Consider the following 24,679-nt stretch of genomic DNA (forward strand, 5'->3'; position numbering starts at 1 on the left):
TTTGTATCATACCATGTTCGGGAGAGTCGGGAAAATGAAAATGAGTAGATTCATGGAGTCAGGCAATACTATAGAAAAATATCAGGATCCGGACCTCTGAATAAGGAGCTGTGAGTAAATGAATCAAACGTATATGTGTCCATCATGCCGGGCTAAAACAAGGTTTAATGTTATTGAGCAGGTTGTCACGCCTGTTATGTGGAACAGTAACGAAGGGGAATACGAAGCAGCGGAGGAAACGGCACCGTTTCACCTGGCATACAACGGACCTGACAAAAGGGTTCAGTGCGGCAGCTGCGGACTTGTTGAAGATGAAATCAGGTTTATTAAAATGGCTGAAAATGCCGGAAGATAACATAAAATAAGTATCCCCTTCCGTCAGTTTCGTGTAGCTCCACTGAACGCCATCCGCTCCCTTTCCGCGACGGTGCCGGCGAGCCTCCGCGAGCTTCACCCTGTGGGGTCTCGCCTGGCGAAAAGACTCCCTGCTTCTTCCTCTGCAGGTGTAGCTCTGAAGCAAAATACGTTGAAGCACCTCGAAGTTAGAGCATGATGCGGATGCTCGCCACTGCCGCAGGAGTCTCGCTGCTGGCGTCAGCTACGCAAAAGAGCGATTTGCTGACTAAGAGGTATACTCATTTAACATAAAAAAGAAGCAGAGTTGGACTCTGCTTCTTTTTACTGCTGCTCCGGCTGTTAAGCGTTTTTTTTCCTGTTTTCGGAAAGATTGTTGTTTTATTCCGCCGCAGGCGGACGCTTTCCGCGGGCAGGGCCTCAGCCGGCAGAGTAGTTATCATGCTTCTTCCTCTGCCCGAATCGCTCCGAAGCCTCTGCGTCGAAGCAGCTCGAAGCGAACTCACGATGTTATCGCTCGTCCCTGCGGGGTCTTCTGCTCCTGCTTCTTCCTCTGCCAGTAATGCTCCGAAGTTGGCTGTGTCGAAGCAGAATTCAGCATATTCACGAAGTAAACGCTATTTGCTCTTCCCGCCGGAGTCGCCGCCTTTCGCTCTATAGTTAATTTAATCATTAGCAACAATCTATACGAACAGCCTTTTTTTATGAGCCGAACTTTTCCTTTCTCTGCCCTTCCACAACTTCTATAAACGCTTTTGCTGCAGTGAGGCTTGACTGGGGATTCTGTCCTGTAACAAAGTTTCCGTCAATTACCGCATAGTCACTCCACGGATCACCAATTTCCACCTGGGCTCCTTTGTCTCTGAGGGATGTCTCGAGCATAAACGGCATATATTTATCCAGTTCCGTGGATTCTTCTTCCTCGTTAGTAAATGCCGTTATTTTTTTTCCTTCAACTATCGAAGTCCCGTCCGATTTAACGGCATTTACGAAGCCTGCCGGTCCGTGGCATACGGCTCCGATCGGGAGATTATAATCAGCAAAGTGCTGAAGAATGGACTTAATATTCGGGTCGTCAGGGAAATCAAACATTGTCCCGTGCCCTCCGGGAAGGAATACACCTTCATAGGATTCCGCTGACACTTCCTTTAATGGAGCTGTTTCTTTGAGCCTCTTTAATGCTTCCTCCCACTCCGGAGAAATGTCCTCCTCCATACTGTTCGGATCAAGAGGAGCCTTTCCTCCTTTTGGACTCGCTACTGTAACCTCATAACCTGCTTCAGTGAAGACGAGATACGGTTCTGTGAATTCAGATACCCAGATGCCGGTTTTGTTATCGGAATTAATCTTATCTGTTCCGGTTACGATCATCAGCATTTTTTTTGCCACAAAGACCACTCCTTATCTTGATTCGTACACCCTTTTCTTTTTCCGTTAAGTCATTATTTTAAACATGGCGGCTGCATTGCCGGAATTCAGACCTCTCTTAACACAGCCCTTGCCGCATGAAAACCGGAGCTGGATACGGCCATTGTACCTGCCCCGGGAAAGACAGTATCACCGCATACCCACAATCCTCTCATCCCAAGAGTGTGTGAATGATCACCGAGGAGGCTCCCGGCCGCTGTCTGAGGATATCCTCCCACACTGCCGTTTATTCTCCCCGTAAAACGCTCCCACGCTTTGGGAGCACCCGGAACCAGGTGAACGATCCCTGTTTCAAGCCGGGGGATGGCGGTTTTTAACTGATCGATCATGAAAGCAGTCATTTGGCTTCTTCTCACATCATAAGTGTCAGCATCATTCCAGTTCTCCAGATTTGTGTGGGTACTTGCTGTCAGGGTTCTGAACCCGGCTGGAGCCCTGTGGCGGTCGTTTTTATCCGAGGCGGATACGAAAATGTGATGACCCTCCGAGAGAGGTTCGTTCACTCCGGAAACCACCTGCTGAAAAAGGGGCATATTCTCAGGTATGACTTCTTCTGTCAAAGCAAGATACAATGTAAAAGCTCCCCACTGCCCCCCAGGGGCTTTCCTGGACTTTTCCGGCAGACGTCTGTATGTTTCCGGAAACAGAAGTTTACTCAGGTTTTCAAGAGGGAGATTGAATACAACATGGTCAAAGATTCTCCGGTTCCCTTTTTGATCCTGAACAATCCATTTATTTTCGCTTTTCCAGACCTTTTCAACTTTCCGCCGTTTCAGCGCAGTTCCTCCGGCTTCAGCTGTTTTATGAGCAAGAGCTTCAGCGTTTCTGTACAGCCCACCGTAAAGATAGCAGGCTCCCCGGTGGTAAATATCGAGAGCATAGGCAGCAAGGAGGCAGGAGGCTTTCGAAGAGGAAGTCTGCAGGCTGTCGATCAGAAGTCCGTCTATAAAATGGATAAAACTTCGGTGGCGGTCCAGTCCGTACTTTTTCAGCAGGTACACCAGTGGTTTTCGCAGGTAATACCCCAGCTTCATGTCCAGAGGGCGAACCTGTTTTAACGTGTGCAGGAAGTCCGCAGGCGAAGCAAATGGATGAGCAGGCATACCTGAAGACAGTCTGTCCATTGGTACAGCCATTCTCCAGCACCGGTAGAAGAATTTCCTGATGCTCATCTTTACTTCCGGAAAGTGACGGTCCATTTCGGATAAAAACCTCTCTCTGTCACGGTAATAGTGAATCGTGCCCTCTTCGGTGAGGATCGTCATTACAGTATCAGGGAAGGTCTTTTCCACCTCGATCCCGAGCATTCTGTTTACAGTGTCGTGAATGCCGCCGGTCTGAAAACCGAGCCCGAGCGTAGCTCCTGCAGGGAAGGTGAACCTCCCTCTTGAAAACTTCCCGGCGCATCCTCCCCATTCTCCGGAAGCTTCCAGAAGGGACACATTAACTTTTCCTGAACGTGCCAGAACAGCCGCAGCTGTAAGCCCCCCAAAACCGCCTCCCACTACACAGACATCCGGTTTATCCAAGCTGCATCATCTCTTTCCCGTAATTAAAATGAATTTATTTTCACCTTTTTATCTTTTACCACGTTAAAGCTGTTTGAAAACAGCGGTCAAAATCTGCTTCAGGTTTTCCTGCCGCAAGAAAAAGAAGCGCTGCACGGAGCAGCGCCTCTTTCATAAATTATCCTTATCCTTCGAGAAGAAGGGATTCAGGATCTTCAATCAGTTCCTTAACTTTTACCAGGAAGCCGACTGCTTCTTTTCCATCCACAATTCGGTGATCATAAGACAGGGCAATGTACATCATTGGGCGGTTCTCAAATTTATTATCATCCACAGCAACCGGACGCATCTGAATCTTGTGCATCCCGAGGATTCCAACCTGTGGTGCATTAAGGATTGGGGTTGACCATAGAGATCCGAAGACTCCTCCGTTTGTAATGGTGAAGCTTCCTCCCTGAAGGTCGCCGAGTGTAAGCTTTCTGTTTTTCGCTTTTTCCGCAAGATTTCCGATTTCCTTTTCGATTCCTGCGAAATCAAGTCGATCGGCATCGCGTACGACCGGCACGACAAGGCCTTCATCGGTGGAAACTGCCATTCCGATATCATAAAACTTCTTCATGACAACTTCATCATCCTGAATTTCCGCATTCAGGAGAGGGTATTTCTTCAGGGCACCGATAACCGCTTTTGTAAAGAATGACATAAAACCGAGTTTTACTCCGTTGTCATCGAGAAACTTATCCTTGCGGCGCTTACGGAGTTCCATGATATTGGTCATGTCGATTTCATTGAAAGTTGTAAGCATGGCAGCATTCTGCTGGGCTTCCACAAGGCGCTTTGCGATCGTCTGGCGGCGGCGGGACATTTTAACCCGTTCAACCGGTTTTGCAGGATTGTCTTTAGGCTCTTCCTTCTGCTTCTTGGGAGAAGGGCTGGACTCCTGCTTTTTCGTCGATTTGGTTTCGTGCTCTTCTATATCTTCCTTACGGATCCGGCCGAGAGGATCACGTGCGGATACTTCACTCAGTTCAATTCCCTTTTCGCGGGCATATTTTCTTGCAGATGGCGTTGCAATCGGACGATCAGGACCGCCAGCATCCTCGGAGCCTTCGTCAGAAGATTTCTCTGAGGCTGGCTTCGGCTGTTCCTCTTTTGCTTTTGGCTCTTCTTTTGTGTCCTTGGCCTGCTCCTCCTGCTTATCACCGGCAGATGAATCGCCTGATCCTGATTCATCCAGCTTCGCAATGATGTCGCCTACTTTTACGGTGTCTCCTTCTTCAAATAGCGCTTCAAGAAGAGTTCCTGCTTCATCGGCTGAAATTTCAACGTTTACTTTGTCTGTCTCCAGCTCAACAAGGTCGTCTCCCTTGTTCACCTTGTCACCAGGCTGTTTCAGCCACTGGGCTACTGTACCTTCTGTTACGGATTCTGCTAGTTCAGGAACTTTTATTTCGATCATTCTTCTTCTCTCCCTTCGCTGTTTACAGACAACGCATCTTCAACAATTTTCTGCTGATCTTTTTTATGTGCTTTCGGATCCCCTTCAGCAGGAGCAGATCGTCTTCTTCTTCCGATATAGAGAATATCAATCCCGTCTCCTGCAAGCTTCTTCAGATGAGGCAGGGCATAATGCCATGCTCCCATATTGCTCGGCTCCTCCTGGGCCCATACCCATTCGGAAACATTCGGATACTTCTCTTTAAGGGCCTCAACCGCTTTTTCGGGGAACGGGTAAATTTCCTCTACTCTTACTACATGAACGGTATCTTTATCTTCAAGATCCTCCGCTGCTTCAGCCAGATCAATGGCCAGCTTTCCGGTGGTAAAGACGATTCGCTTTACATTCTCTGGATTTTCCGCCAGCCCAGGCTGCTCCAGGATCGGCTGGAATGATCCGCTCGCCAGTTCATCAGCCTTTGAAATAACTCTGCTGTTTCTAAGAAGACTTTTTGGCGTCATCACTACAAGCGGCCGTACTTCGTCTTTGCCGAGTATGGATGCCTGGCGGCGCAGAAGATGGAAATACTGGGCTGCACTTGTGACATTCGTTACATGCCAGTTGTTTTCCGCAGCCAGCTGAAGGAACCGTTCAACCCGGCCGCTGGAATGCTCCGGCCCCTGGCCTTCATAGCCGTGAGGAAGCAGAAGAACCAGACCGGATTTCTGTCCCCATTTTGCACGGCCTGCAGAAACAAACTGGTCAAAGATGACCTGCGCACCGTTGGAGAAGTCTCCGTACTGCGCTTCCCAGATTGTAAGCGTCTCCGGTGCCTGTACAGTGTACCCGTATTCAAAACCTACGACCGCTGCCTCGGAAAGAGGACTGTTGTGGATCGCAAAGGACGCATTGGCATGATGCATTGTATGAAGAGGCGAATACTTTTCGTTTGTCTCATGGTCGTGCAGGACGAGATGGCGCTGCGAGAATGTGCCGCGCTCGGAATCCTGGCCGGTAAGCCGGATTGGTTTACCGTCATGAAGAATTGAGGCAAAAGCCAGTGTTTCACCAAGAGCCCAGTCGATGACTCCGTCACCTTCAAATGCCTGCTCACGGCGCTGAAGAATCTTTTTCAGCTTAGGAAAGACGTTGAACTCCTCCGGAAACTTGAGCAATTCGTCATTAATGCGGCTTAGCAGCTCTCTGTCCACCCCGGTTTCAATGTCATCAAGTCTTTTAACCACCTGGTCCGGCGGGTTCATTTCACCGATTGACTCCCGCTTGTTGGACTTGATTTCCTCATACATGCTCTGAAGGTTATCAAGGAGTTCCTCACGCATGTTTTTGCTTTCGTTTTCTCCGATGATCCCTTTTTCCTGAAGACGCTCACTGTAAAGGTCATAAACAGTTTTATGGGACCGGACGTTTTTATAGAGTTTAGGCTGAGTGGCAGCAGGTTCGTCCATTTCATTGTGACCGTAACGGCGGTAACCGATCAGATCGATCAGAACGTCCTTTTCGAATCGCTTCCGGTACTCATAGGCGAAATGCATGGCTGCTACGCACGCTTCCGGATGGTCAGCGTTCACGTGAATGACAGGTACTTCAAATCCTTTGGCAAGATCACTTGCATAATTAGTGGACCTGGAATCGTGACTCGATGTAGTAAATCCGATTTTGTTATTGGCAATCACATGAATTGTACCGCCTGTAGCGTAGCCGGTAAGCTGTGAAAGATTCAGTGTTTCCGCCACAATTCCCTGTCCCGGGAACGCCGCATCACCATGAACCAGAATGGCCATTGCTTTTTTCGGATCATAGTCAGGGTAACCGGCGGAGCTGCGGTCATCCTGAACAGCACGGGCAAACCCCTCTACAACAGGGTTCACAAATTCGAGGTGACTTGGGTTGTTCGCCAGTGTAACCGTTGCCGTGTCTTCTTTTTCTTCAATTTCCCGGTCTGCGCCGAGGTGATATTTCACATCGCCTGTCCAGCCGTAGTTGATACCGACAGACCCTTCCGAGGGTACGAGATCCTTGTTCGGCGCATCCACAAACTCGGAAAAGATAATGTCGTACGGCTTACCCAGAACGTGGGCAAGCACGTTAAGACGGCCGCGGTGGGCCATACCGATCATGACATTACTTGCACCGTCCTGAACCGACTCCTTAACAGCATCGTCAAGCATCGGCACCATGGAATCCAGCCCTTCAATTGAGAAGCGCTTCTGGCCGACAAAAGTTTTATGGAGGAAATGCTCGAACCCTTCAACGTGATTCAGGCGGTCAAGAAGTTCCCTGCGCATTTCCTCGGTGAACTTCGGACGATACGATTCGGATTCAACCATTTTAAAAAGCCAGTTACGTTCCTCAAGGTCATGAACCTGATTAAATTCAAACGCAAGGGCAGAACTGTATACTTTTTTCAGGTGATTCACAGCTTCAAGCCCGTTTCTGACGGAATCAGGTGCATCCGGTGTGAGCAGTTCTGCCGGAATTGCTTTTAGTGCCTCTTCAGAGAGCTGATAATTCTCAAGTTTGAACAGCTCTTCGGAATTACGGTCTTCAACCGGTGAAATATCAGCGATCAGATGACCGTTGCGGCGGATATCGTCTGCCAGTTTTGCGGCCTGTACAGCTGCAAATACATCCCCTGCCCCCTGGCCTGTTTTTTCTTTGCTGTCCTCACGGGACGGGGCTCCCCATTTTTCAAAAAAAAGCTTCAGTTCCTCTTCCACAGATTCAGGGTCTTCTGTGTAGAGGTCATACATTTCCAGAACATAACCGAGGTTCGGTCCGTGAAACTGGGACCACCCCTCGTCCAGTTGAACATGCTTTGTACTCATGATTCCGGTACCTCCAATTCGCACGAATGGAACGCTTTCGCACTTTAATATGTAAATGCAGAAAAATAAGATTAATAGAAAAGCGTTGTGAAACGCTTACATCGTTTATTTTATCACTATAGGAAATAATCCTCAAAAGAAATTCTCGATTTTTTAGAATTTTTCTCACTGAATTTCCTTTTTTCATCATTCTTCGCAAGGGAATTCTCCATTTTTTCACACAGGTTGGAATCCATGGGAAAAAATCCTGTCTTCTGCATTTGTGAAATAGTGAGTTTACCGTCTGAATTTCACAAACATCACAATTCCGGAGCCGGGCCGAAAAATGTTCACGGTTACTGTAAATGGCATACCCTGAAACCGGAAAGGTGAATCCCTAAAAGGGAAATCTCCACACGGAGATTTCCCCTTCAGGCATTTTTCTTTTTTGAAGCTGTCTTTTTTCTTCCCCCGGTGGCTTTTTTCTTCTTTTTTGTCTTTTCAATCGATTCCTGGAGCGCGTCCATCAGATTCGTTACATTTGATGTATCAAGCTCCGGCTGCTCCACCTTTACCGTTTCATTTCCTTCCCGTTTGGCGGCGATCAGCTTCTGCAGTTCTTCCCTGTATTCATCGGTGTATTTATCAGGGTCAAATGCTGTCGTCAGGTTATCGATCAGCATTTTCGCCGAGCTGAGCTCTTTTTTCGTAAGTTCACTCTCTTCAGGTACACCCGGCACCTGATCGGCGGCACGTACTTCATCGGGAAAATGAATGGTTTCCATGAGTAGGGTGTTTTTGTACACTCTCAGGACTGCCAGATGTTCCTTTGCCCGAAGCATGATCTTTGCCACTCCTATTTTTCCGCTGTCTTCAAGAGCCTGCCGGAGAAGAGTATAAGCCTTCGTCCCTCCCTCACCCGGGGACAGGTAATAGCTCCTGTTAAAATAAATCGGATCAATTTCAGTGAGCTCTACAAAATCGATGATCTCCACGGCCCGGTCCGCCTGTACCTTCTGTATTTCCTTCAGCTCATCGTTTTCAATAATCACAAACTGATCCTTTGCCTGTTCGTAGCCTTTTACAATGTCATCATTCTCCACTGATTTTTCGCAGTGGGGACACACCTTATCATACCGGATCGGCGTATGGCACTCCTTGTGAAGCTGGCGCAGGGAAACGTCCTTGTTCTCTGTTGCAGCATGAAGCTTAATCGGAATGTTAACGAGCCCGAAACTGATACTTCCCTTCCAGATTGTATGCACGGCACTTTCCTCCTTATCAATGTCCATTATTAATTGTGGACTGTTTAAGGCACATTATGTACAGATGGACAACGGAGGTGACTTGCCATGATGCAGCCTGAACGGCGTGACAGCCTGCCGGAAGGCCCCGGCCGCTGGGCATACGAGGTAAAACTGGATGGATTCAGGGCATTGCTGTCATGTACAAACGAAAAGATGACGCTCACAAGCAGAAGAGGAAAAGATCTGAGTCTTCAGTTCCCGGAGATTCTGACATTTCTCAGTGACATCCGTGACCAGCTCTCACCGTTTATTCCCTTTGAGATGGACGGAGAGGTCGCTTTTTTAAAAACGCCATGGTCTTCTGATTTCTCAGTATGCCAGAAAAGAGGAAGAATGCGGAGCAGGGCATCTATCGAGGAACATATCTCACAGGCCGGTGCTGTGTTTGCTGCGTTTGATCTCCTCAGTCTGGAGGGGAAAAGTATTAAAAAGGAGCCTTACAAAAGCAGAAAAGAGAAACTCACCGGTGTTTTCAGCCAGCTGAACCTGCCTGTGGAGCCGGACCCGTTTCATTCCAGTCCGGTTCAGCTGATTCCTCCTTCCCATGATGGTGATGCACTCTGGTCAAGAGTCGTAACTGCCGGCGGTGAAGGAGTCATAGCCAAAGAGGTAAACAGTTTATGGAAAGAAGGACGTACAGACCAGTGGATAAAAGTAAAAAACTACCGGTCAGTCAACGTGCTCGTAACAGACAGGCAGCCAAACGGATATTACACGGCAGCTGTTACAAATGGTGATGCCATGATCAGGGCCGGTTCATTCCTGCACGGCCTGGCCACAGAGGAGAAAGAAGCCCTTACCGAAATCTTTCGCAGAAACGGCAGGAAAGACCGTAAGGGAACAGTACTTCCGGACCCCCTCCCCGTTTCCCTCTCTGTTATAGGATTTGAGAAGAATGAACTGCGGGAACCGAGGTTTTCCTCTTTTCACCTCAGTGGGGACAGAGGGCCTGACCTTTATACGCTGAAGCAGCTTCACTATGATCTGAACCCGCTGCCGGATCATATTTCCTTCAGTAACCTTGATAAAATGATGTATCCGGAGGAAGGGCTGACTAAAAGAGACTGTCTTCTTTTTCTGCAGAAAACAGGGCCCGCACTCCTTTCGTGGATTTATGACAGGCCTCTGACCGTAATCCGCTATCCAGATGGCATACACGGAAAGTCCTTTTACCAGAAAAACGCCCCTGATCACACCCCTTCGTTTGTGAAAACCGTAAACTGGGAAGGACAGAATGCTGTAGTGGCAGATTCACTCAGCACCCTTCTCTGGCTTGGAAACCAGGCCGGCCTGGAACTTCATGTTCCTCCGGAGAATACCTCCGGGGAAATCTGTGAACTGTTTCTTGATCTGGATCCCCCTGACCGGGCAAATTTTGATCTCGCCCGTGAAGCGGCTCTTGATCTGAATGATCTGTGCACCCGATTCAGCCTTAAAACCTTTGTAAAAACATCTGGAAGAAAGGGGCTGCAGGTATATATTCCAGTTACACCCGGTCAGTTAAACTACAGTGAATGCCGTCTTTTTCTCTCTTTCTGTGCGAGGTACCTTGAAGAGAAAAAACCGGGAAACCGTACAACCGAGCGTATGATATCAAAAAGGCAGGGACGCCTGTATATTGACTATCTCCAGCATGGTAAAGGGAAGACTATCATTGCTCCGTTTTCCATGCGTGCTGTGGAGGAAGGGACTGTGGCTTCACCTGTATCCTGGGATCAATTAAAAGGCTCTTTTAAACCGGAAAGCAGCACACTGGATTACGTATCCGAACGGTTTACGCTGCCATACAGACCGGTTTCGGATGCAGATACTGAAAAAAACACGGAAATACTCCGTGTCCTGATCAGTAAACTTCAAAAAGAGCGTTAGCCGTCAGCTTTTACTATGCATTCAGGCCCTTCATTCGCTGCATTGTTCACGACAGTCGACACCCTGTGCATGTGCATCTGATTTGACGTGCAGGGAATCAGAAGGTCCTTCAGGTCATCAGGCTCCGTTACAGAAGGGTTAATCCACCGTTCCCGGCCTTCCCGGCCTAAAATAACCGGCATTCTGTGATGGACCGCCTCCATAAGACTGTTCGCACCGGTAGTCAGAATGGTACAGGTATGCAGAGTCTGACCATTCTTTTCCCAGCGGTCCCAGAGTCCCGCAAACACAAATAAATCTTCACTCGAGGGATGAATATAGTACGGCTGTTTACGGCCGTTTTCCTTTTTCCACTCGTAAAAACCGCTGACAGGAATAAGGCACCGCCGTTTTCTCATTAAATTTCTGAAGCTTGGTTTTTCATCTGCTGTTTCCGATCTGGCGTTAATCATTTTATATCCAATGGAAGTGTCTTTTGCCCAGAATGGGACGAGCCCCCATTTCATAAAACCGGCGCGGATTTTACTGTGGCCCTGAACAGCTGTCAGAATGCTGCTGCCCGGCGCCACGTTATAACGGAGATCCACATCTTTTAATACTTCGGGATTTTCAGGATCGAGTGCTTCCTCAATAAATGATGGTTCGGCAATCATAGCAAAGCGGCCGCACATGTTTCCTACACCTCTTTCTTTTTGGAATCCGTCATCTGAAGCGTAAGAATGTGTTCTTCAAGACGGGAAAGGTAGACGTCCGAGAGCCACCCTTTTCCTCCCCTCAGAATTTCCCCCGCATAATGTTCCGGCGGAGCGATCTCAGCCTTAAGTTTGTCGCGGACAATAAACGTCAGAACGTTTTGAAATACCGTACCATCAGCTGAGGTTACAGAGACAATCGCAGGACGGTAGACGCCTGCAAAAACACCTTCTCTTTTATAAAGATAATCCAGTCCTTCGCGATGAACGCGGTAAAGAAGGCCTTCGCATGACCCTCCCTCTTCCACAACATCTGCACGGCCTCTGCCGTCAGCCTTTGAAGCAACGGTAAAACGGAGCGTATATCCCTTCAGCAGGCAGCCGCTTATTTCATGGAAATAAACGTCTGCTGCTGCTTCTTTCATCCTTTCCTTATCCATACAGGATCCATAAGCAAAATAAAGAAATGTCTCATCCTTACTTTCTTCAAACTGACTCCTAAGCCAGTCACCGCCGGGTATTATTCCCTGCTTCAGCCTGTCACTTCCTGCCGTGTATACCGAGGCATGAACCGTTCCGGAATCTGTTGTTACCTCAACTTCTTCCGGTACAAACAGAGATGTACCGCTGCCGTCATACCCTTCAAGCTGGTGGAGTGCATCCCACTGACCTTCGGGAATACGATACAGTTCACCGTACACTCTCCTCTCCCCTTCAACCGAAGCAGCAGGATAGCCCAGGCCTGTATTATAAAGCGTCCCGGTAATCCAGGCCTGCTCATTCACACATTCAAAGCCATTCAGGAAAAAATGGTTTGAGTCGCCTTTTCTAAGTGTTCCGTACACAAATAGTAATGACTGCAACTGATTTCCTCCTGTCCTTTTCACGATTTATCCAGTAACCCGGGTCCAGAACATTTCAAGCCTGTCCAGGGCTTCTTCCAGGTTTTCCATGGAGTAGGCAAACGAAAGGCGGATATACCCTTCTCCGTATGAGGAAAAAGCATTCCCCGGCACTACGGCCAGCTTGGCTTCCTCGAGGAGCTGGAGACAGAATTCAAACGATGCGAGACCTGATTTACTGATTGAAGGAAACATATAAAATGCACCGTCCGGCTTTTCTGCCGGCATCCCCATCTGCTCAAGCCTGTTAAACATGTAGTCGCGCCTCTTCTTATACTCTTCCCGCATTGGTTCTGCATCCCGCTCACCTGCTGTCAGGGCCTCAAGAGCTGCCCGCTGGGAGACAGACGAAGCACAGCTTACGTTGTACTGATGTACCTTGAGCATGTGCGCACGTATTTCTGCGGGTGCAAAAATGAATCCGATTCTCCATCCTGTCATCGAGTGTGATTTCGAGACACCGTTAATGACGATGGTTTTTTCCTTCATTCCCTGCATGGCGGCAATAGAAGTATGGCCACTGCCGAAAGTCAGTTCCGAATAGATTTCATCGGAAATGGTAAAAATGTCCCTTTTACTCAGAACTGCAGCAATATCTGCAAGTTCCTCCTCCGTCATGACAACCCCTGTCGGATTGGACGGGTAGGGAACAATTACTGCTTTTGTCCGCTCTGTAAGCGCCCCCTCAAGAGCAGCTGCAGTAAGTTTAAAACCGGTCCCGCGCGTATCCACGTATACCGGCAAAGCACCGGCGAGGCGGATAATAGGTTCATATGCAGGGTAAACCGGGCCCGGAAGTATCACTTCGTCACCTTCTTCAAGGATAGTTCTCATTGCTGTATCAATAGCCTGAGAAGCGCCGGTTGTTGTGATAACTTCAGAATGGGGATCGTACGCAAGCCTGTATTTTTTTTTCATAAATGAAGAAGCTGCTTCAACAAGGGCATCTTCTCCGGGGTTCTTTGTATACCGCGTGGCATTCTGATCAATTGCCCGCTTGGCCGCTTCCTTAATGTGATCAGGGGTGTGAAAATCAGGTTGTCCGAGCGTCAGCTGCACGGCATCCGGGTAATCACTTACACGGTTGAAAAACTGACGAATCCCTGAAATTTGTATGTCTTTTACTCTAGAATTCAGTTTATGTTCCATAACTTCTTTCCTTTCCGTCTATCTCAGCAGTTTGTTGTTTTATTTTAACACCGCTGCCCTCTGACGTAAAAGCGGGAGCAGCGGACAAAGGCCCCCTGCGCCGCACCGTTCCACGAAAAGCCAGACAGCCTTCATTAAAGAACTGTTTTCGCGAAATTTTTTTATTCCGCTGCAGGCTTACGCTTTCACCACAGGCACAAGTGCGACATCCGTTCATGCTTCACGGTGTCTTCTATGCCGCGGGCATCGCTTCAGCCGGGCCAAACTCCTGCTTCTTCCTCTGCCCGTTAAGCTCCAAATCCGGCTCCGTCGAAGCAGCTCGAAGATTACTCATGGAGTAAACGCTCGCCGCTGGAGTCGAGCCCTTCGCTCCGTAATTACTTTTTAATAAGCAACAATCAATCCGAAAACAGCGAGAAAAAAGACCGTTCCCCGGAATGATCCTGTCATCCCGGAGAGCGGTCCCTACAGGCCGGCTGCAAGAACAACCGCCAGTGTTACTGTAAAAAAGACTGCGTACAGCACTATAACTCCCATTCCTGTCATAATGAGCAGTCTTCCCCGTGTTTCATGAATACGGAAAGTCTGTCTGAAAGCACGGGTGAAGATAAGCAGTAAAACTCCGCTTAATAAAATAATAATGCCCAGATCCGCAGCTGCTGTAAGCAGATCCAGCTGTTCGGCGAGGAGTCCGGAGCTGATCATAAACCATTCAGTCCCCGTTCCGATCACTCTGCTGAGTAGCAGTTTGCCCCAGAGAATTGCCGTAACCCACCACCCCCATGGTTTCAGCATAAACAAACCTGCCGAGCTGATAAGGAAAAACAGAAAAATACTGTCAGTAATGAAAAGCTGCATCAGCCTTGGGGTAAACCCCCAGCTGAATCCCACATAAAGCAGGTAGCCGAAGTAGATTGCTGTAAAGACTATTTGGCCTGCTCCAAGGAGCCGGGCACCGGTGGATATTTTCATTTCTCTTCCCCCGTTCCTGACTGATCCCACGCAGTCAAATTTTCCTGTGAAAAGTTTATCCGGCTGCGTAAAAACCGTATTACTAAGGATTAATAAGGTCTACTCCGGTACGGCCAAGGAGATAAGCAGCTATAGCAAAAGCTTCAGCCTGTTCCCTGACCCTGTCCATCCCCTGAGGAGGCTGACGGACCTGAAGCTGATAGGGACTTTCCTGCAGCACCCCGCCGTGAGCCTGGCGGAGAAAGCTGGATGCTTCCTGAAGACCGTACCGGCCGCTCTGCATCACTTCGTAAAAAGAAACAAACCCGTGCATCACACCCCTGTACCTTGTTGCTCTGACGGTGTTTCCCGCTTCTGAAAGCTTCTGGGCGTACGCCTCCCCCTCATCACGCAGCGGATCGAATTCCGCAGTTATAATGAGTGCCGGTGGGAGTTCTGTAAGGTCATCGGCATGCAGAGGCGACGTATACGGATTGGACCACATTCTTTCCTCGGGTGTATATAAATCCCGCGCCCTGTACATTACCTGCCGTGAGAGAAGATAATAACCACTGTCATAAAGATCCCGCGAACGCAGCTCAATATCCTGAAAAGTGGTCAGGGGATAGAAAAGGACCTGACTGGTCAGATCCGGCCCCTGCCGATCCCTGCTCATAAGTGTCATGACGGTTGCTATATTTCCGCCGGCGCTGTCTCCCGCCACGCTGATTGTTTCGGGGTCTCCGTTAAAATCAGAGGCGTTTTCTTCAGCCCAGAGCAATGCTGCGTAACTGTCTTCTACAGCAGCCGGGAAGATATGTTCGGGTGCAACCCGGTACCCTACTGATATAACAACGCTGTTTGTTCTCGATGCAAGAGAGCGGACGATATTATCATGGGTATCGATATTGCCGTACCCTTCCATAAACGCTCCTCCATGATAATACATAACAATCGGGAAAGGCCCGTCTCCCCGTGGGCGGTAAATCCTCACCGGCACCTGAACATCCCCCATAACAGAAACATACATATCTTCACGGAGAAGTGGATTTCCCCCGCCTCCTCCACCGCCCGTTACAATTCTCGGCGGAGTGATGTCTATATCGAGCGTAACCAGGTTATTATTTATTGCATGAAGCACTACAGCCGTTTTCGCCGGAAGCCGGCCTTCATCAGTGGACTGCCAGAGGTACAGCGCAACAGCAACCGAAATCAGTACGACTGCAAAAGTAAGAGAGCCGAGAAGAATGAGGTTCTGAAATATTTGTCTGACCCACTTCATACAAACAGCTCCTTCGATTATTCGGAAAAATACGACTTCTTTCCTTATAATTATAAGTCCTCTGCACTTTTATTTCCATGCTGATTTCAAGGTTCCAAGATGGAAAAAAGTGCATGGAGGCATTCCGGAACGAGCAGGTGATCCTATACTTATCAAAACTGAAAGGAGTAATACAATGGATTTTCAGCTCCAGACATCCGAATGCGCTTTTCCGTGCGAGGTAACCTGTGATCAGGATAATGGAAGATTTACAGTCCGCAAAGCCGACACTTCCGGAGAAGTCTTTAATTCTGCAGACGAACTGAAAAGCTGGCTGGAACAGAACTGGTCCGGTGACATGTTTACCGATCCTGATGTATACACTACCATGCTTATTCAGCTTGAGGAAAACAGAGAATGACCCTTAAGCGGGGAACCCCCCGCTCAGGGTCATTAATCATAAAAACAACTGCCTGAAAAAGTCTTTTTACTCGTACAGAGTGTGAAAACCCGTAAAGATGAGCCATGACAGGATCCCGGTATGGGGCTTCAAATCAGCTCTCTCTATTATTTCATTACTTTTTGAAGGAATAATATACCCGGGGAGACCTGTAAAGTAGCGTTCCTCAAGCTCTGAGCTGTGCAGAAGGTCCCCCGTCTCCCCTTTTACGGTCAAAACACCATCTTCAGATATGCTGTATTCCACGCCCCCGCCTTCTTCCTTTGGCACAGTAACAGCGAATAATTCGGGGATTATATGATCCGCCAGTAGTTCCTCACTTGAAAAATCAAGAGTTTCTGTTCGGTAATTGTTCAGCCCGTAGTCAATCAGAAGCTTTGTGTCCTCATAGGCATGTTCCTTGGATGGTGCGCCCAGGGTTACCGTAATCACTTCAGTACCTTCTCTTTCCGCTGAAGTAACGAGGGTATAGCCTGCTTTTCTGACAAAACCGTTTTTTACTCCTGTCACTTCTTCATTCTGCCTCATAAGATCATGATGGTTAAAAAGTGTCGTTTCCCATCCTTCAGCACTCCAATCCAGTCTCTCTGTCCCTGCAATATCCCTGAAATCCCTATTTGCCATTGCATAAGAGCTGAGCAGAGCCATATCATACGCGGTTGTCACATGGTCATCGTGAAAGAGTCCATGAGGGTTTGTAAAGTTGGTGTTTTCAGCCCCGAGTGAGGATGCAAACTCGTTCATCCTCCCGGCAAACGCTTCGGTACTGCCATCAATATGCTCCGCCACTGCAATGGAAGCATCGTTACCGGAACTCACCATGATCCCTCTTAAAAGCTGCCCGAGCGGAAGGATTTCTTCTTCAAGAAGGTAAACACTCGAACCTATTACACTGACTGCCTCGGAACTCACTTCCACTTTCTCGCTCTGCCCTGCTTCTTCAAGGGCAATAATAGTTGTGACAATCTTGGTAATACTGGCAGGATACATTTCCCGATGCATATTTTTATCAAACAGCACTTCCCCGGTGGAAGTATCGACCATAACCACCGCTTCACTGTGAAGCTGACCCGGTCTGTCCCCTGCTTCCACTGAAACGGGAGGTATTACAAAAACACATATAAAAATCACTGCAATAATTACTTTCATTCTGATCACCCAAACGTGTAAGTTAACACTTTTATATGTACCTTAAATTCCTGGTGATTGCAATAATAAAAATCACAATTTGTCGATTTTACACGAATGACACCTTCGCACTGTTTAAGGGTGTTAAAAAACTGTTTTCCGGCAGATTGCTGCTTTTGCGTTATAAATGATGGAGCGGAACGCGGCGATACCACCGGAAAGCGTCCGCCTGCAGCATAATAAAACAACAATCTTTACGAAGAGAGCCTAAAAAAAAGACTGATCCTCGGGCGCTCCCGTGAATCAGTCCTGATCTATTACTCCAGCTCATCTTTAACAAGTATGAGGTCGAATCCCGGTTCTCCTTCAAGCAGACCGACTGCAAAAGCCGAGTATACTGCGCCTTCCTCGAGAGCTACGTTTGGAACCTGGAATACAGCTTCCTGGGAACCGGTCGGGCGAATCTCAATATTATAACTTTCCCCGTCCACTTCCAGATAATCGCTCACCTGAGGGAAGCTGACATTTTCAAAAAGGATCGTGTCCGGTGCTGCCGCAATATCAACGGCCGGTGCATCCGGAGAAAAATGAGCGGCTCTTAGTTTTGCTTTTCCTTCTGAAGGCTCCAGCTGGTCGGATACAGCCACAAGATCAATCTGGTTTAAGGGGCCGACCGCAGCAAGGGTGTAGGCACTTCCGGCTGCCACCTCCACATTTTTCTCAATTACCGGGTCCTCTTTTTTCGGATTTGCACCCGCAGCAAATATCCGGAGAGAATAGCTGCCTGCCTTAAGTGGCAGATAACTGCTTATATCCTTGAAATTAACGTTTTCCAGCACTCTTTCCTTATCGAGATAAATATCAACAGCCGGTGCATCCGGAGAAGCGTGAACCGCTCTTACAAAGGCATCGCTGCCATCACCTGCTGCTGCAGATACCGGCCCTGCTGCCATACATACAGCAGTAATGGCAATCAGAGTGCAGATTAAAATCCACTTTTTCATTCCGTTTTACCCCTTTCCAATTATCCTTTTTTTACAACTCTAATGTCCCCGCTTTCTGTTCTTTTATTCGGAGTGGATTTCATGTCATCCGACCTTCCTGCTATAGTAATAGCAGGTGTACCGAACTGAAACGTTACACAGACTGTTTTGATAACATCAGTGAAAGGGAAATGTTATTTAGCTGTTTTCGAAGAGATTGCTGTTTTATGACGCTTCTGGCGGATGCTATTCCCGCTGGAGTCGCCGCCTTACGCTTCCATATGTAATTTGGTCAACAGCAACAAACTATACGAACGCAGCCTATTATTTTGACTGCCATTGTGAAAGGATGTCCCGACTATGGATAAGTTAATGCAGACACTGCGGTCACTGGACGGAAAAAGCTATAAAGCATTGAAGCAGATCCAGGGAACCTACAGAGGAAACGGATTCACACTTAAAATTGACTATGTGCAGGGGGACCCCTTTGCCTCCCCTTCCAGACTGAGAGTTCTTATCCCTTTCAGCCGTCTTAAAACGGATGAGAGCATTCTCGAGACAAGCCACAGAAAGATTGCTGCAGAAGACTTCATTGCCCGTCAGGTTCAGAAACAGATTCGTAAACGGAAGTCTGAAAAAATGGGAACCGGAAAAGGCGGACTCGTTTATATTGATGCACCGGGGCAGGAAGTATTGCAGAGAACTGCTGTAAAGCTCAGCAGCACTTACATTGATATCCGTTTCAGTGCAGGGCTGCCTGCAAACGGAAGAAGGATCAGAGGAAATGACGCTGCGCGGCTCGCAGGAGAAATTATTCCCCGCATGGCCCAAAACGCAGTTGACGAGCTCTCTCCCCAGGACCTGAGTGACCACCTGGAACTGGCTGACGACCAGCAGGTTATCCGCCGGTATTTAAGCGATCATGACTATGTGAGCTTTGTTTCCAATGGAGCTGTTCTTCCGAGAGAAAGCGGGGTCAGCAGCAGACCGATGAAAAATGCCGTACCGTTTCAGTCTCCTGAAGCATTCGAGCAGACAATTCCTCTTACGAACGGTAAGTCAGTAACCGGAATGGCTCTGCCAGCAGGCCTCACACTAATTGCCGGTGGCGGCTATCACGGTAAGAGCACCCTGCTTCACGCCATTGAACGTGGTATATACAACCATGTAAAAGGCGATGGCCGGGAATTGACCATCACCAATGATTCTGCTGTTAAAATACGGGCAGAGGACGGACGTGGCGTCCATAATGTAAATATAACGCCCTTCATTTCCGACCTTCCGTTTAAAAAGAATACCGAATCCTTTTCAACCCCCGATGCCAGCGGAAGTACTTCCCAGGCAGCTGCGGTAATGGAAGCTCTTGAAGCGGGAAGCCGGTTGCTCCTAATGGACGAAGACACGACTGCAACCAATTTCATGATTCGGGATGCACGGATGCAGCGACTTGTGGAAAACGAACCAATTACCCCGTTTGTTGATCACGCAGCGGCTCTTACAAAAGACCTCGGGGTGTCTGTCATCCTCGCTGTGGGCGGTTCAGGGGATTATTTCGAACATGCAGATCAGGTCATTACGATGAAAGAATACCATCCCTATGACCGGACGGATGAAGCAAAACAAATTGCTGCAGAGCTGATAACCGGACGCAGGGAACTAGCCGGCTCACCACTTCATATCCCTGAAGCAAGACATTTCGACCGCAGCAGTTTCAAACAACAGTGGGACCACAAACAGAAAGTTGATGCGAAAGGACTTCACTTAATTCTTTTTGGCAGGAATGCCATAGATCTTTCCAGTCTTGAGCAGCTCGTTGATTTAAGCCAGACGCGGGCAATAGCACGAATGATCAGCATACTCGTAAAGAACGAAAAAGAAAACGGAACTGTAAATGACCTTACAGAAAAACTGTACAAAAAAATAGAACAGGATGGACTTGATGTCCTCAGTCCGTTTAAAGACCAGCACCCCGGTGATCTGGCCCTTCCGCGAAGGGAGGAACTCACCGCAGCACTCAACAGATTCAGGCGGTCGGAGAGCTGACAGGTACTTTACATCTTAAGCCCGGCGAACCGGTCTCCCTCTACTCAATCCGCACAAAGACCCGCAGGCATCACGCCCGCGGGTCTTTGTGCAGTAATCTTAATTAAAAAGCTTTTTATATTCGCTGTACCCTTCCTTTTCAAGAGCTGAAAACGGAATAAAGCGGAGAGCTGAAGAATTAATACAGTACCTGAGTCCGCCGGGAGAAGGACCATCCGTGAAAACATGACCCAGATGACTGTCTCCTTCATCGCTTCGTACCTCTGTTCTCCTCATACCGTGGGAAAAATCCGAGTGCTCGGTTACCTGCTTTTTATCTATCGGTTTTGTAAAGCTCGGCCAGCCGCACCCTGCATCGTACTTATCCCTTGAACTGAATAGAGGTTCCCCGGACACAATATCCACATAAATCCCGTCCTCAAAATGGTCCCAGAACTCATTTCTGAAGGGAGGTTCAGTCCCGTTTTCCTGTGTTACTTTATACTGAATGTCATTCAGTTCCTCTTTTTTTACTCCAGTCCGCTTCTTCATGATTTTCTTTCCCCCCAGTGTGCATTCAGAAAGTCTTCCCTTCCGCTGCCTTTTCGGTACAGGCTGTAATGAAACGCATTTTTCCTGTAGTAATCCTGATGAAATGCCTCGGCTTCGAAAAAAACGGAAGCAGGTCTGATCTCCGTGACGACCGGTTTTTTGAACCGGCCACTGTCTTCCAGCTCTTTCTTTGATTTTTCAGCAAGGTCCTTCTGTTCCTCATCGTGATAAAAAATAGCGGTCGTATATGATTCCCCGCGGTCATGGAACTGGCCGCCGGGGTCTGTCGGATCAATCTGAGCCCAGTAAATGTCCAGAAGTTTTTCATAGGAAAAAAGTTCAGGATCGTATGTGATCTGGACTGCTTCAAGATGTCCTGTACGGTTTGTGCATACATCTTCATAGGTGGGATTGTCTTTGCTTCCTCCAGTGTAGCCTGAAACAACACCCTCGATACCGGGCTGTTCATCGAAAGGAGAAACCATGCACCAGAAGCACCCCCCTGCAAATGTTGCCTTTTTCATCGTGATCCCTCCACTTTTTTCCTTGTAGTATAGCAGGATGGATTCACAGCGTCCAACCTTCTGCTTTAATAATCACGGCCTTTACCGGAATCCGAAATCTCCACCAGCTCGGAAGGATAAGGCTCAAAGTAAGTCTGGCTGGTCAGATATTTCTGTTCAAAGCGGTATACCCATGAACGGATCAGGCTGAGAAGACTGCTTAATGGGACCCTCTTCTGCCTGTACTGGCCCAGCAGGGTCAGGAAATGCTCTTTTTCCCGGGATGAGAGACTGTTTTTAAAGAAGCCCAGGAGATGTTCACATACACTGATATTTCCCGTATCTTTCTGCCGGTTAGTCAGAATTATCTTCAGTACCTGCTCGTAGGCGGCAAAAAGTTCCTTTTTGTTCATGCCTCCCGGATTGGCTGCAATTCTGCCTGCCTCCTGCATCAGACGGGGACTGTAGGACATAAGCAGAAATTTATTATCAGCATGAAAGCGTGACAGCGCGCCTGCTGTCCCTTCCTTCCTGGTGTGCCTGAATGAAGCCATTGTAAAGACACCTGTCAGGAACTGTTCCCTTATGGCAAAATTCCTGAGCCGTCCATCATCCTCAAGTAGAGAATGGGGAAAATGCTCCTTTACCTTCCTTGCAAACATGCCGGCAGTTCTGCCTTTGACAGGGGATTTTCCACTGCCTGCATACACTTTAGCATCAAAAATCCCGCAGCTGGGAGAACGTCCCTTAAGGATGAAACCGTCTGCCTTTTTGAGATTCCGAAGGTATTTATCTGAAAAAGCAATCATTTCACCAGTATAGTCCTTTTCCCGGGAGGGCATGACAAGCCGTTCGCCCTCGCCTTTATCCACGAGGCGAAGTGTATCCCTCGGAACAGGAAGACCGATTTCCACCTCCGGACAGACCGGGATGAGATCAGCTGTTTCCCGGAGTTTCTCAACTGCTGTACTTCTCATTTTTGCACCGTCGTACCGGCAGGCTTCAAACTCCAGGCATTTGCTTACGACAATTTGAGGGCGGTGAAAATCTCTCATTTAAACACTCCTTTATCTCAGGAAAGGTAATAGTCAAAAATTCTGTCCACCGATGTACCGTAGGCTTCTCCAAAGAAATTCAGGTGGACGAGCAGATAAAACAGCTGATACAGCCTCTCCCTTTCCGAAAAGTCCCTGTCCAGTGGATAATAGTATTCGTAGGATTCATAAAATGAAGCGGGAAAACCGCCAAAAAGCCTGGTGAAAGCCAGATCCATCTCTCTGTGTCCGTAAAAAACAGAAGGATCGATCAGCCACGCTTCGCCTCCCTTACCCGAAATCCAGTTGCCTCCCCATAAGTCACCATGAAGCAGAGAAACTCCCGGCTCAGGGGGAATCCAGGTATCCAGCCTCTCGATAAGATTTTCGAGCCGGCTCAGCCTTCTTCCGGTAATGGTTCCTTTCCTCTTTCCAATTTCCAGCTGATGGATGAGACGCTTTTCCCTGTAGAAATCTGTCCAGGAAGGCCACCAGCCGTTTTCCATTGCCAAAGTACCTATGTATGTTTTCCCTTCGTAACCGTAAAAAGCCGACTCTGCAGGTTTATGTACACGTGCGAGCATTTCACCGAGTTTTTCCCCTCCCCTTTCGCTGGAAGAAGTATTAATCCAGTGAAGTACGATCGTCCCCACCCCGTTATGATAAGCGGTCCCTTTTATGGATGGAACGTTTCCGCCGGCCTCTTCAAGCTTTCTGAGAGACTCTGCTTCCAGTTCAAAAAAATCAGGCGGGATTTGGCGGTTTATCTTCATAAACCAGGTACCGCTTCCCCCCTCGAGACAGTACGCTTCGTTAATATCTCCTCCTGATACAGGGGTAAAGCTGAGGTCAGCCGAACCCACTCCCACTTTCTGTGCCAGCTGTATTAATTCCGAGTTCCGAGACATATGATTCCCGCCTTTTTCCGTGATTATATTTACGATAGACGTCTTTACGAGGTGATCACTATGGATTCCTGCTGCAGAGAACTGAGTTTCCTGACGAAGTCAGACCGGCACCTGCTAATTTGTCTCTTCTATTAGAAATATACCCTGATTCCTGCCTCAGGCAATCATCCTTTTTTCTTCCCGGTACCGAGTGGAACAGAATTACAGTCAACGGATCAAGCTTTATTGTCCCTGAAGACCATTTTAGAGCGCAGGCATCTGTTAAGCCACCTCCCTTTTATGAGAAGCTGTTCTCGTTAAGATTATTGTTTTAATCCCCTGCAGGCGGAGACTTTCCGCAGCATAGCGAAGGCTGGCTGCCCTTTACCGGTATATATGTCAGTATCACATACAAAAGGTGCCCTTAAGTCACAATGCTGACTAAAGGGCACCTTTTTCATCTGTTTATCCGGCTGCAAACCGAAGCACGTTCCCGGAGGCAAAACCCCGGACATCCTCTTCGCTGTAATGCTTCAGCAGTTCGTTTATAAGGTTCTGATATTTACCTGCATGCTCAAGTTCCTTTACATACCAGGCAATTCCATCAAAATCGGATCCAAAAGCCAGGTTCCTTTTGCCGCCAAGTGAACAGAAATGATCTATGTGGCGGATCAGGTCCGTAATTTCACTCTCTTCTTTACCGTCACCGATAAACGGCGGATTGAAGACAACTCCCAGCATACCGCCCTTTTTAAACAGTGCCTGTGCCTGATCATCTGTGAGGTTTCTCCGGTGACCGCATAGTGTTTTTGAATTTGAATGGGTAGCCACAGGGAGGTCAGCCGTATTTATCACATCCCAGAAACCCGGTTCTGCAAGGTGGGACACATCCGTCCAGACGCCGTGCTGGTTATTCAGTCTGACCACTTCAAAACCAAACTCGGTAAGTCCGCCATTACGTGGTTCGCCGACACCATCGGCACAGAGGTTTGCGTTATTCCATGTCAGACCGATCGATTTAACCCCAAGTCTGTAAAAAGTTCTCAGCTTCATAAGGTCGTTACCGAATGCATCAGCCCCTTCAAGGGTAAGGACTGCCCCTGTTTCATCCGGTTTAAGGTTTTTAATATCAGACCACTGCTTTATGTGTACCATGCCCGGTGAGGCCAGAACCCTGGTATAAAAAAGATCGATCTGTTCCATGGCAGCCTGAAATTTATAATCAGACGGAAGTTCCGGTTCCACAAAAACTGCAAAAAGCTGGACACTCACTCCCCCCTCTTTCAGTCGTGCAAGGCTGGTTTCTACTTCCTCGGAATTTTCATAGTCTCTCCCGGGATTTTCCCACAGCCTGAGAAGTGCATCGCAGTGCAAATCAATCAGTTTCATCATAAACTCCCCCTTTTTTCTATTTCCGGAACCGGTG

At 48.2% G+C, this 24,679-nt stretch carries 21 protein-coding genes; 4 read left to right on the forward strand and 17 right to left on the reverse strand.

Features of this window, described 5'->3' with window-relative positions:
• Window positions 1–118: 118 nt before the first annotated feature.
• Window positions 119–355, forward strand: coding sequence for a DNA alkylation repair protein (locus FGB90_RS04080; protein WP_138809273.1), 237 nt, complete (start codon window positions 119–121; stop codon window positions 353–355).
• Between the two features lie 701 nt (window positions 356–1,056).
• Here FGB90_RS04080 and FGB90_RS04085 read toward each other — a convergent pair.
• The 5 genes from FGB90_RS04085 to ku form a co-directional block, all read right to left on the reverse strand.
• Window positions 1,057–1,743, reverse strand: a complete 687-nt coding sequence (locus FGB90_RS04085) for a type 1 glutamine amidotransferase domain-containing protein (protein ID WP_171051691.1) — start codon at window positions 1,741–1,743, stop codon at window positions 1,057–1,059.
• 86 nt (window positions 1,744–1,829) lie between these two features.
• Window positions 1,830–3,311, reverse strand: a complete 1,482-nt coding sequence (locus tag FGB90_RS04090) for an FAD-dependent oxidoreductase (protein ID WP_138809274.1) — start codon at window positions 3,309–3,311, stop codon at window positions 1,830–1,832.
• Between the two features lie 163 nt (window positions 3,312–3,474).
• Window positions 3,475–4,749: a 2-oxoglutarate dehydrogenase complex dihydrolipoyllysine-residue succinyltransferase gene (odhB, locus tag FGB90_RS04095; RefSeq protein ID WP_138809275.1), complete on the reverse strand. Its 1,275-nt coding sequence runs from the start codon at window positions 4,747–4,749 to the stop codon at window positions 3,475–3,477.
• Window positions 4,746–7,574: a 2-oxoglutarate dehydrogenase E1 component gene (locus FGB90_RS04100; protein WP_138809276.1), complete on the reverse strand. Its 2,829-nt coding sequence runs from the start codon at window positions 7,572–7,574 to the stop codon at window positions 4,746–4,748. The genes odhB and FGB90_RS04100 overlap by 4 nt, the downstream gene beginning before the upstream one ends.
• A 410-nt stretch (window positions 7,575–7,984) precedes the next feature.
• Window positions 7,985–8,818, reverse strand: a complete 834-nt coding sequence (gene ku / locus FGB90_RS04105) for a non-homologous end joining protein Ku (protein ID WP_138809277.1) — start codon at window positions 8,816–8,818, stop codon at window positions 7,985–7,987.
• Window positions 8,819–8,905: 87 nt separating this feature from the next.
• Between ku and ligD the strand changes: the two genes are divergently transcribed.
• A complete protein-coding gene (gene ligD, locus FGB90_RS04110; protein WP_138809278.1) occupies window positions 8,906–10,729 on the forward strand; it encodes a DNA ligase D in 1,824 nt (607 codons plus the stop codon).
• Here ligD and FGB90_RS04115 read toward each other — a convergent pair.
• The 5 genes from FGB90_RS04115 to FGB90_RS04135 all read right to left on the reverse strand — a co-directional run bounded on the left by FGB90_RS04115 (window position 10,726) and on the right by FGB90_RS04135 (window position 15,705).
• Window positions 10,726–11,400, reverse strand: coding sequence for an SOS response-associated peptidase (locus FGB90_RS04115; RefSeq protein WP_138809279.1), 675 nt, complete (start codon window positions 11,398–11,400; stop codon window positions 10,726–10,728). The genes ligD and FGB90_RS04115 overlap by 4 nt on opposite strands.
• Before the next feature lie 5 nt (window positions 11,401–11,405).
• Window positions 11,406–12,284: a gamma-glutamylcyclotransferase gene (locus FGB90_RS04120; RefSeq protein WP_138809280.1), complete on the reverse strand. Its 879-nt coding sequence runs from the start codon at window positions 12,282–12,284 to the stop codon at window positions 11,406–11,408.
• A 27-nt stretch (window positions 12,285–12,311) separates the two neighbouring features.
• The gene (locus FGB90_RS04125; RefSeq protein ID WP_138809281.1) at window positions 12,312–13,472 is read right to left on the reverse strand and encodes an aminotransferase A; all 1,161 of its coding nucleotides are present in this window, start codon (window positions 13,470–13,472) and stop codon (window positions 12,312–12,314) included.
• A 465-nt stretch (window positions 13,473–13,937) separates the two neighbouring features.
• Window positions 13,938–14,444: a hypothetical protein gene (locus tag FGB90_RS04130; protein WP_138809282.1), complete on the reverse strand. Its 507-nt coding sequence runs from the start codon at window positions 14,442–14,444 to the stop codon at window positions 13,938–13,940.
• An 82-nt stretch (window positions 14,445–14,526) separates the two neighbouring features.
• Window positions 14,527–15,705, reverse strand: a complete 1,179-nt coding sequence (locus FGB90_RS04135; RefSeq protein WP_138809283.1) for an alpha/beta hydrolase — start codon at window positions 15,703–15,705, stop codon at window positions 14,527–14,529.
• A 175-nt stretch (window positions 15,706–15,880) separates the two neighbouring features.
• Here FGB90_RS04135 and FGB90_RS04140 point away from each other — a divergent pair, with 175 nt between their 5' ends.
• On the forward strand, window positions 15,881–16,105 hold the full coding sequence (locus FGB90_RS04140) for a hypothetical protein (RefSeq protein ID WP_138809284.1): 225 nt from the start codon (window positions 15,881–15,883) through the stop codon (window positions 16,103–16,105).
• A 66-nt stretch (window positions 16,106–16,171) separates the two neighbouring features.
• Here the strand turns inward: FGB90_RS04140 and FGB90_RS04145 are convergent, their stop codons facing one another.
• Together FGB90_RS04145 and FGB90_RS04150 are read right to left on the reverse strand one after the other, a co-directional pair.
• Window positions 16,172–17,293, reverse strand: a complete 1,122-nt coding sequence (locus FGB90_RS04145; RefSeq protein WP_138809285.1) for a D-alanyl-D-alanine carboxypeptidase family protein — start codon at window positions 17,291–17,293, stop codon at window positions 16,172–16,174.
• 296 nt (window positions 17,294–17,589) lie between these two features.
• On the reverse strand, window positions 17,590–18,276 hold the full coding sequence (locus FGB90_RS04150) for a DUF4397 domain-containing protein (protein ID WP_138809286.1): 687 nt from the start codon (window positions 18,274–18,276) through the stop codon (window positions 17,590–17,592).
• Between the two features lie 339 nt (window positions 18,277–18,615).
• Here FGB90_RS04150 and FGB90_RS04155 point away from each other — a divergent pair, with 339 nt between their 5' ends.
• On the forward strand, window positions 18,616–20,298 hold the full coding sequence (locus tag FGB90_RS04155; protein WP_138809287.1) for an ABC-ATPase domain-containing protein: 1,683 nt from the start codon (window positions 18,616–18,618) through the stop codon (window positions 20,296–20,298).
• Window positions 20,299–20,397: 99 nt separating this feature from the next.
• On the opposite strand, the gene msrB is transcribed toward FGB90_RS04155, so the two are convergent.
• The 5 genes from msrB to FGB90_RS04180 form a co-directional block, all read right to left on the reverse strand.
• A complete protein-coding gene (gene msrB / locus FGB90_RS04160) occupies window positions 20,398–20,829 on the reverse strand; it encodes a peptide-methionine (R)-S-oxide reductase MsrB (RefSeq protein ID WP_138809288.1) in 432 nt (143 codons plus the stop codon).
• Window positions 20,826–21,353, reverse strand: a complete 528-nt coding sequence (gene msrA / locus FGB90_RS04165) for a peptide-methionine (S)-S-oxide reductase MsrA (RefSeq protein WP_138809289.1) — start codon at window positions 21,351–21,353, stop codon at window positions 20,826–20,828. The genes msrB and msrA overlap by 4 nt, the downstream gene beginning before the upstream one ends.
• Window positions 21,354–21,418: 65 nt before the next feature.
• Window positions 21,419–22,387 carry a YbgA family protein gene (locus FGB90_RS04170; protein ID WP_138809290.1) on the reverse strand — a complete coding sequence of 323 codons (969 nt, stop codon included), beginning with the start codon at window positions 22,385–22,387 and terminating at the stop codon, window positions 21,419–21,421.
• 17 nt (window positions 22,388–22,404) lie between these two features.
• A complete protein-coding gene (locus FGB90_RS04175; protein WP_138809291.1) occupies window positions 22,405–23,274 on the reverse strand; it encodes a fructosamine kinase family protein in 870 nt (289 codons plus the stop codon).
• A 444-nt stretch (window positions 23,275–23,718) separates the two neighbouring features.
• Window positions 23,719–24,645: a dipeptidase gene (locus FGB90_RS04180; RefSeq protein ID WP_438502672.1), complete on the reverse strand. Its 927-nt coding sequence runs from the start codon at window positions 24,643–24,645 to the stop codon at window positions 23,719–23,721.
• Window positions 24,646–24,679: the final 34 nt, after the last annotated feature.

Origin of the sequence: Alteribacter natronophilus, from assembly GCF_006007885.1 — a bacterium.
Taxonomy (GTDB): Bacteria; Bacillota; Bacilli; order Bacillales; family Salisediminibacteriaceae; genus Alteribacter; species Alteribacter natronophilus.

What these genes read in the sequence shown, in the direction of transcription:
- FGB90_RS04080 (WP_138809273.1), top strand. Translation starts at nt 119, where the DNA reads ATGAATCAAACGTATATGTGTCCATCATGCCGGGCTAAAACAAGGTTT.
- odhB (WP_138809275.1), bottom strand. Translation starts at nt 4,749, where the DNA reads ATGATCGAAATAAAAGTTCCTGAACTAGCAGAATCCGTAACAGAAGGT.
- FGB90_RS04100 (WP_138809276.1), bottom strand. Translation starts at nt 7,574, where the DNA reads ATGAGTACAAAGCATGTTCAACTGGACGAGGGGTGGTCCCAGTTTCAC.
- ligD (WP_138809278.1), top strand. Translation starts at nt 8,906, where the DNA reads ATGATGCAGCCTGAACGGCGTGACAGCCTGCCGGAAGGCCCCGGCCGC.
- FGB90_RS04115 (WP_138809279.1), bottom strand. Translation starts at nt 11,400, where the DNA reads ATGTGCGGCCGCTTTGCTATGATTGCCGAACCATCATTTATTGAGGAA.
- FGB90_RS04125 (WP_138809281.1), bottom strand. Translation starts at nt 13,472, where the DNA reads ATGGAACATAAACTGAATTCTAGAGTAAAAGACATACAAATTTCAGGG.
- FGB90_RS04130 (WP_138809282.1), bottom strand. Translation starts at nt 14,444, where the DNA reads ATGAAAATATCCACCGGTGCCCGGCTCCTTGGAGCAGGCCAAATAGTC.
- FGB90_RS04135 (WP_138809283.1), bottom strand. Translation starts at nt 15,705, where the DNA reads ATGAAGTGGGTCAGACAAATATTTCAGAACCTCATTCTTCTCGGCTCT.
- FGB90_RS04140 (WP_138809284.1), top strand. Translation starts at nt 15,881, where the DNA reads ATGGATTTTCAGCTCCAGACATCCGAATGCGCTTTTCCGTGCGAGGTA.
- FGB90_RS04145 (WP_138809285.1), bottom strand. Translation starts at nt 17,293, where the DNA reads ATGAAAGTAATTATTGCAGTGATTTTTATATGTGTTTTTGTAATACCT.
- FGB90_RS04150 (WP_138809286.1), bottom strand. Translation starts at nt 18,276, where the DNA reads ATGAAAAAGTGGATTTTAATCTGCACTCTGATTGCCATTACTGCTGTA.
- FGB90_RS04155 (WP_138809287.1), top strand. Translation starts at nt 18,616, where the DNA reads ATGGATAAGTTAATGCAGACACTGCGGTCACTGGACGGAAAAAGCTAT.
- msrB (WP_138809288.1), bottom strand. Translation starts at nt 20,829, where the DNA reads ATGAAGAAGCGGACTGGAGTAAAAAAAGAGGAACTGAATGACATTCAG.
- msrA (WP_138809289.1), bottom strand. Translation starts at nt 21,353, where the DNA reads ATGAAAAAGGCAACATTTGCAGGGGGGTGCTTCTGGTGCATGGTTTCT.
- FGB90_RS04170 (WP_138809290.1), bottom strand. Translation starts at nt 22,387, where the DNA reads ATGAGAGATTTTCACCGCCCTCAAATTGTCGTAAGCAAATGCCTGGAG.
- FGB90_RS04175 (WP_138809291.1), bottom strand. Translation starts at nt 23,274, where the DNA reads ATGTCTCGGAACTCGGAATTAATACAGCTGGCACAGAAAGTGGGAGTG.
- FGB90_RS04180 (WP_438502672.1), bottom strand. Translation starts at nt 24,645, where the DNA reads ATGATGAAACTGATTGATTTGCACTGCGATGCACTTCTCAGGCTGTGG.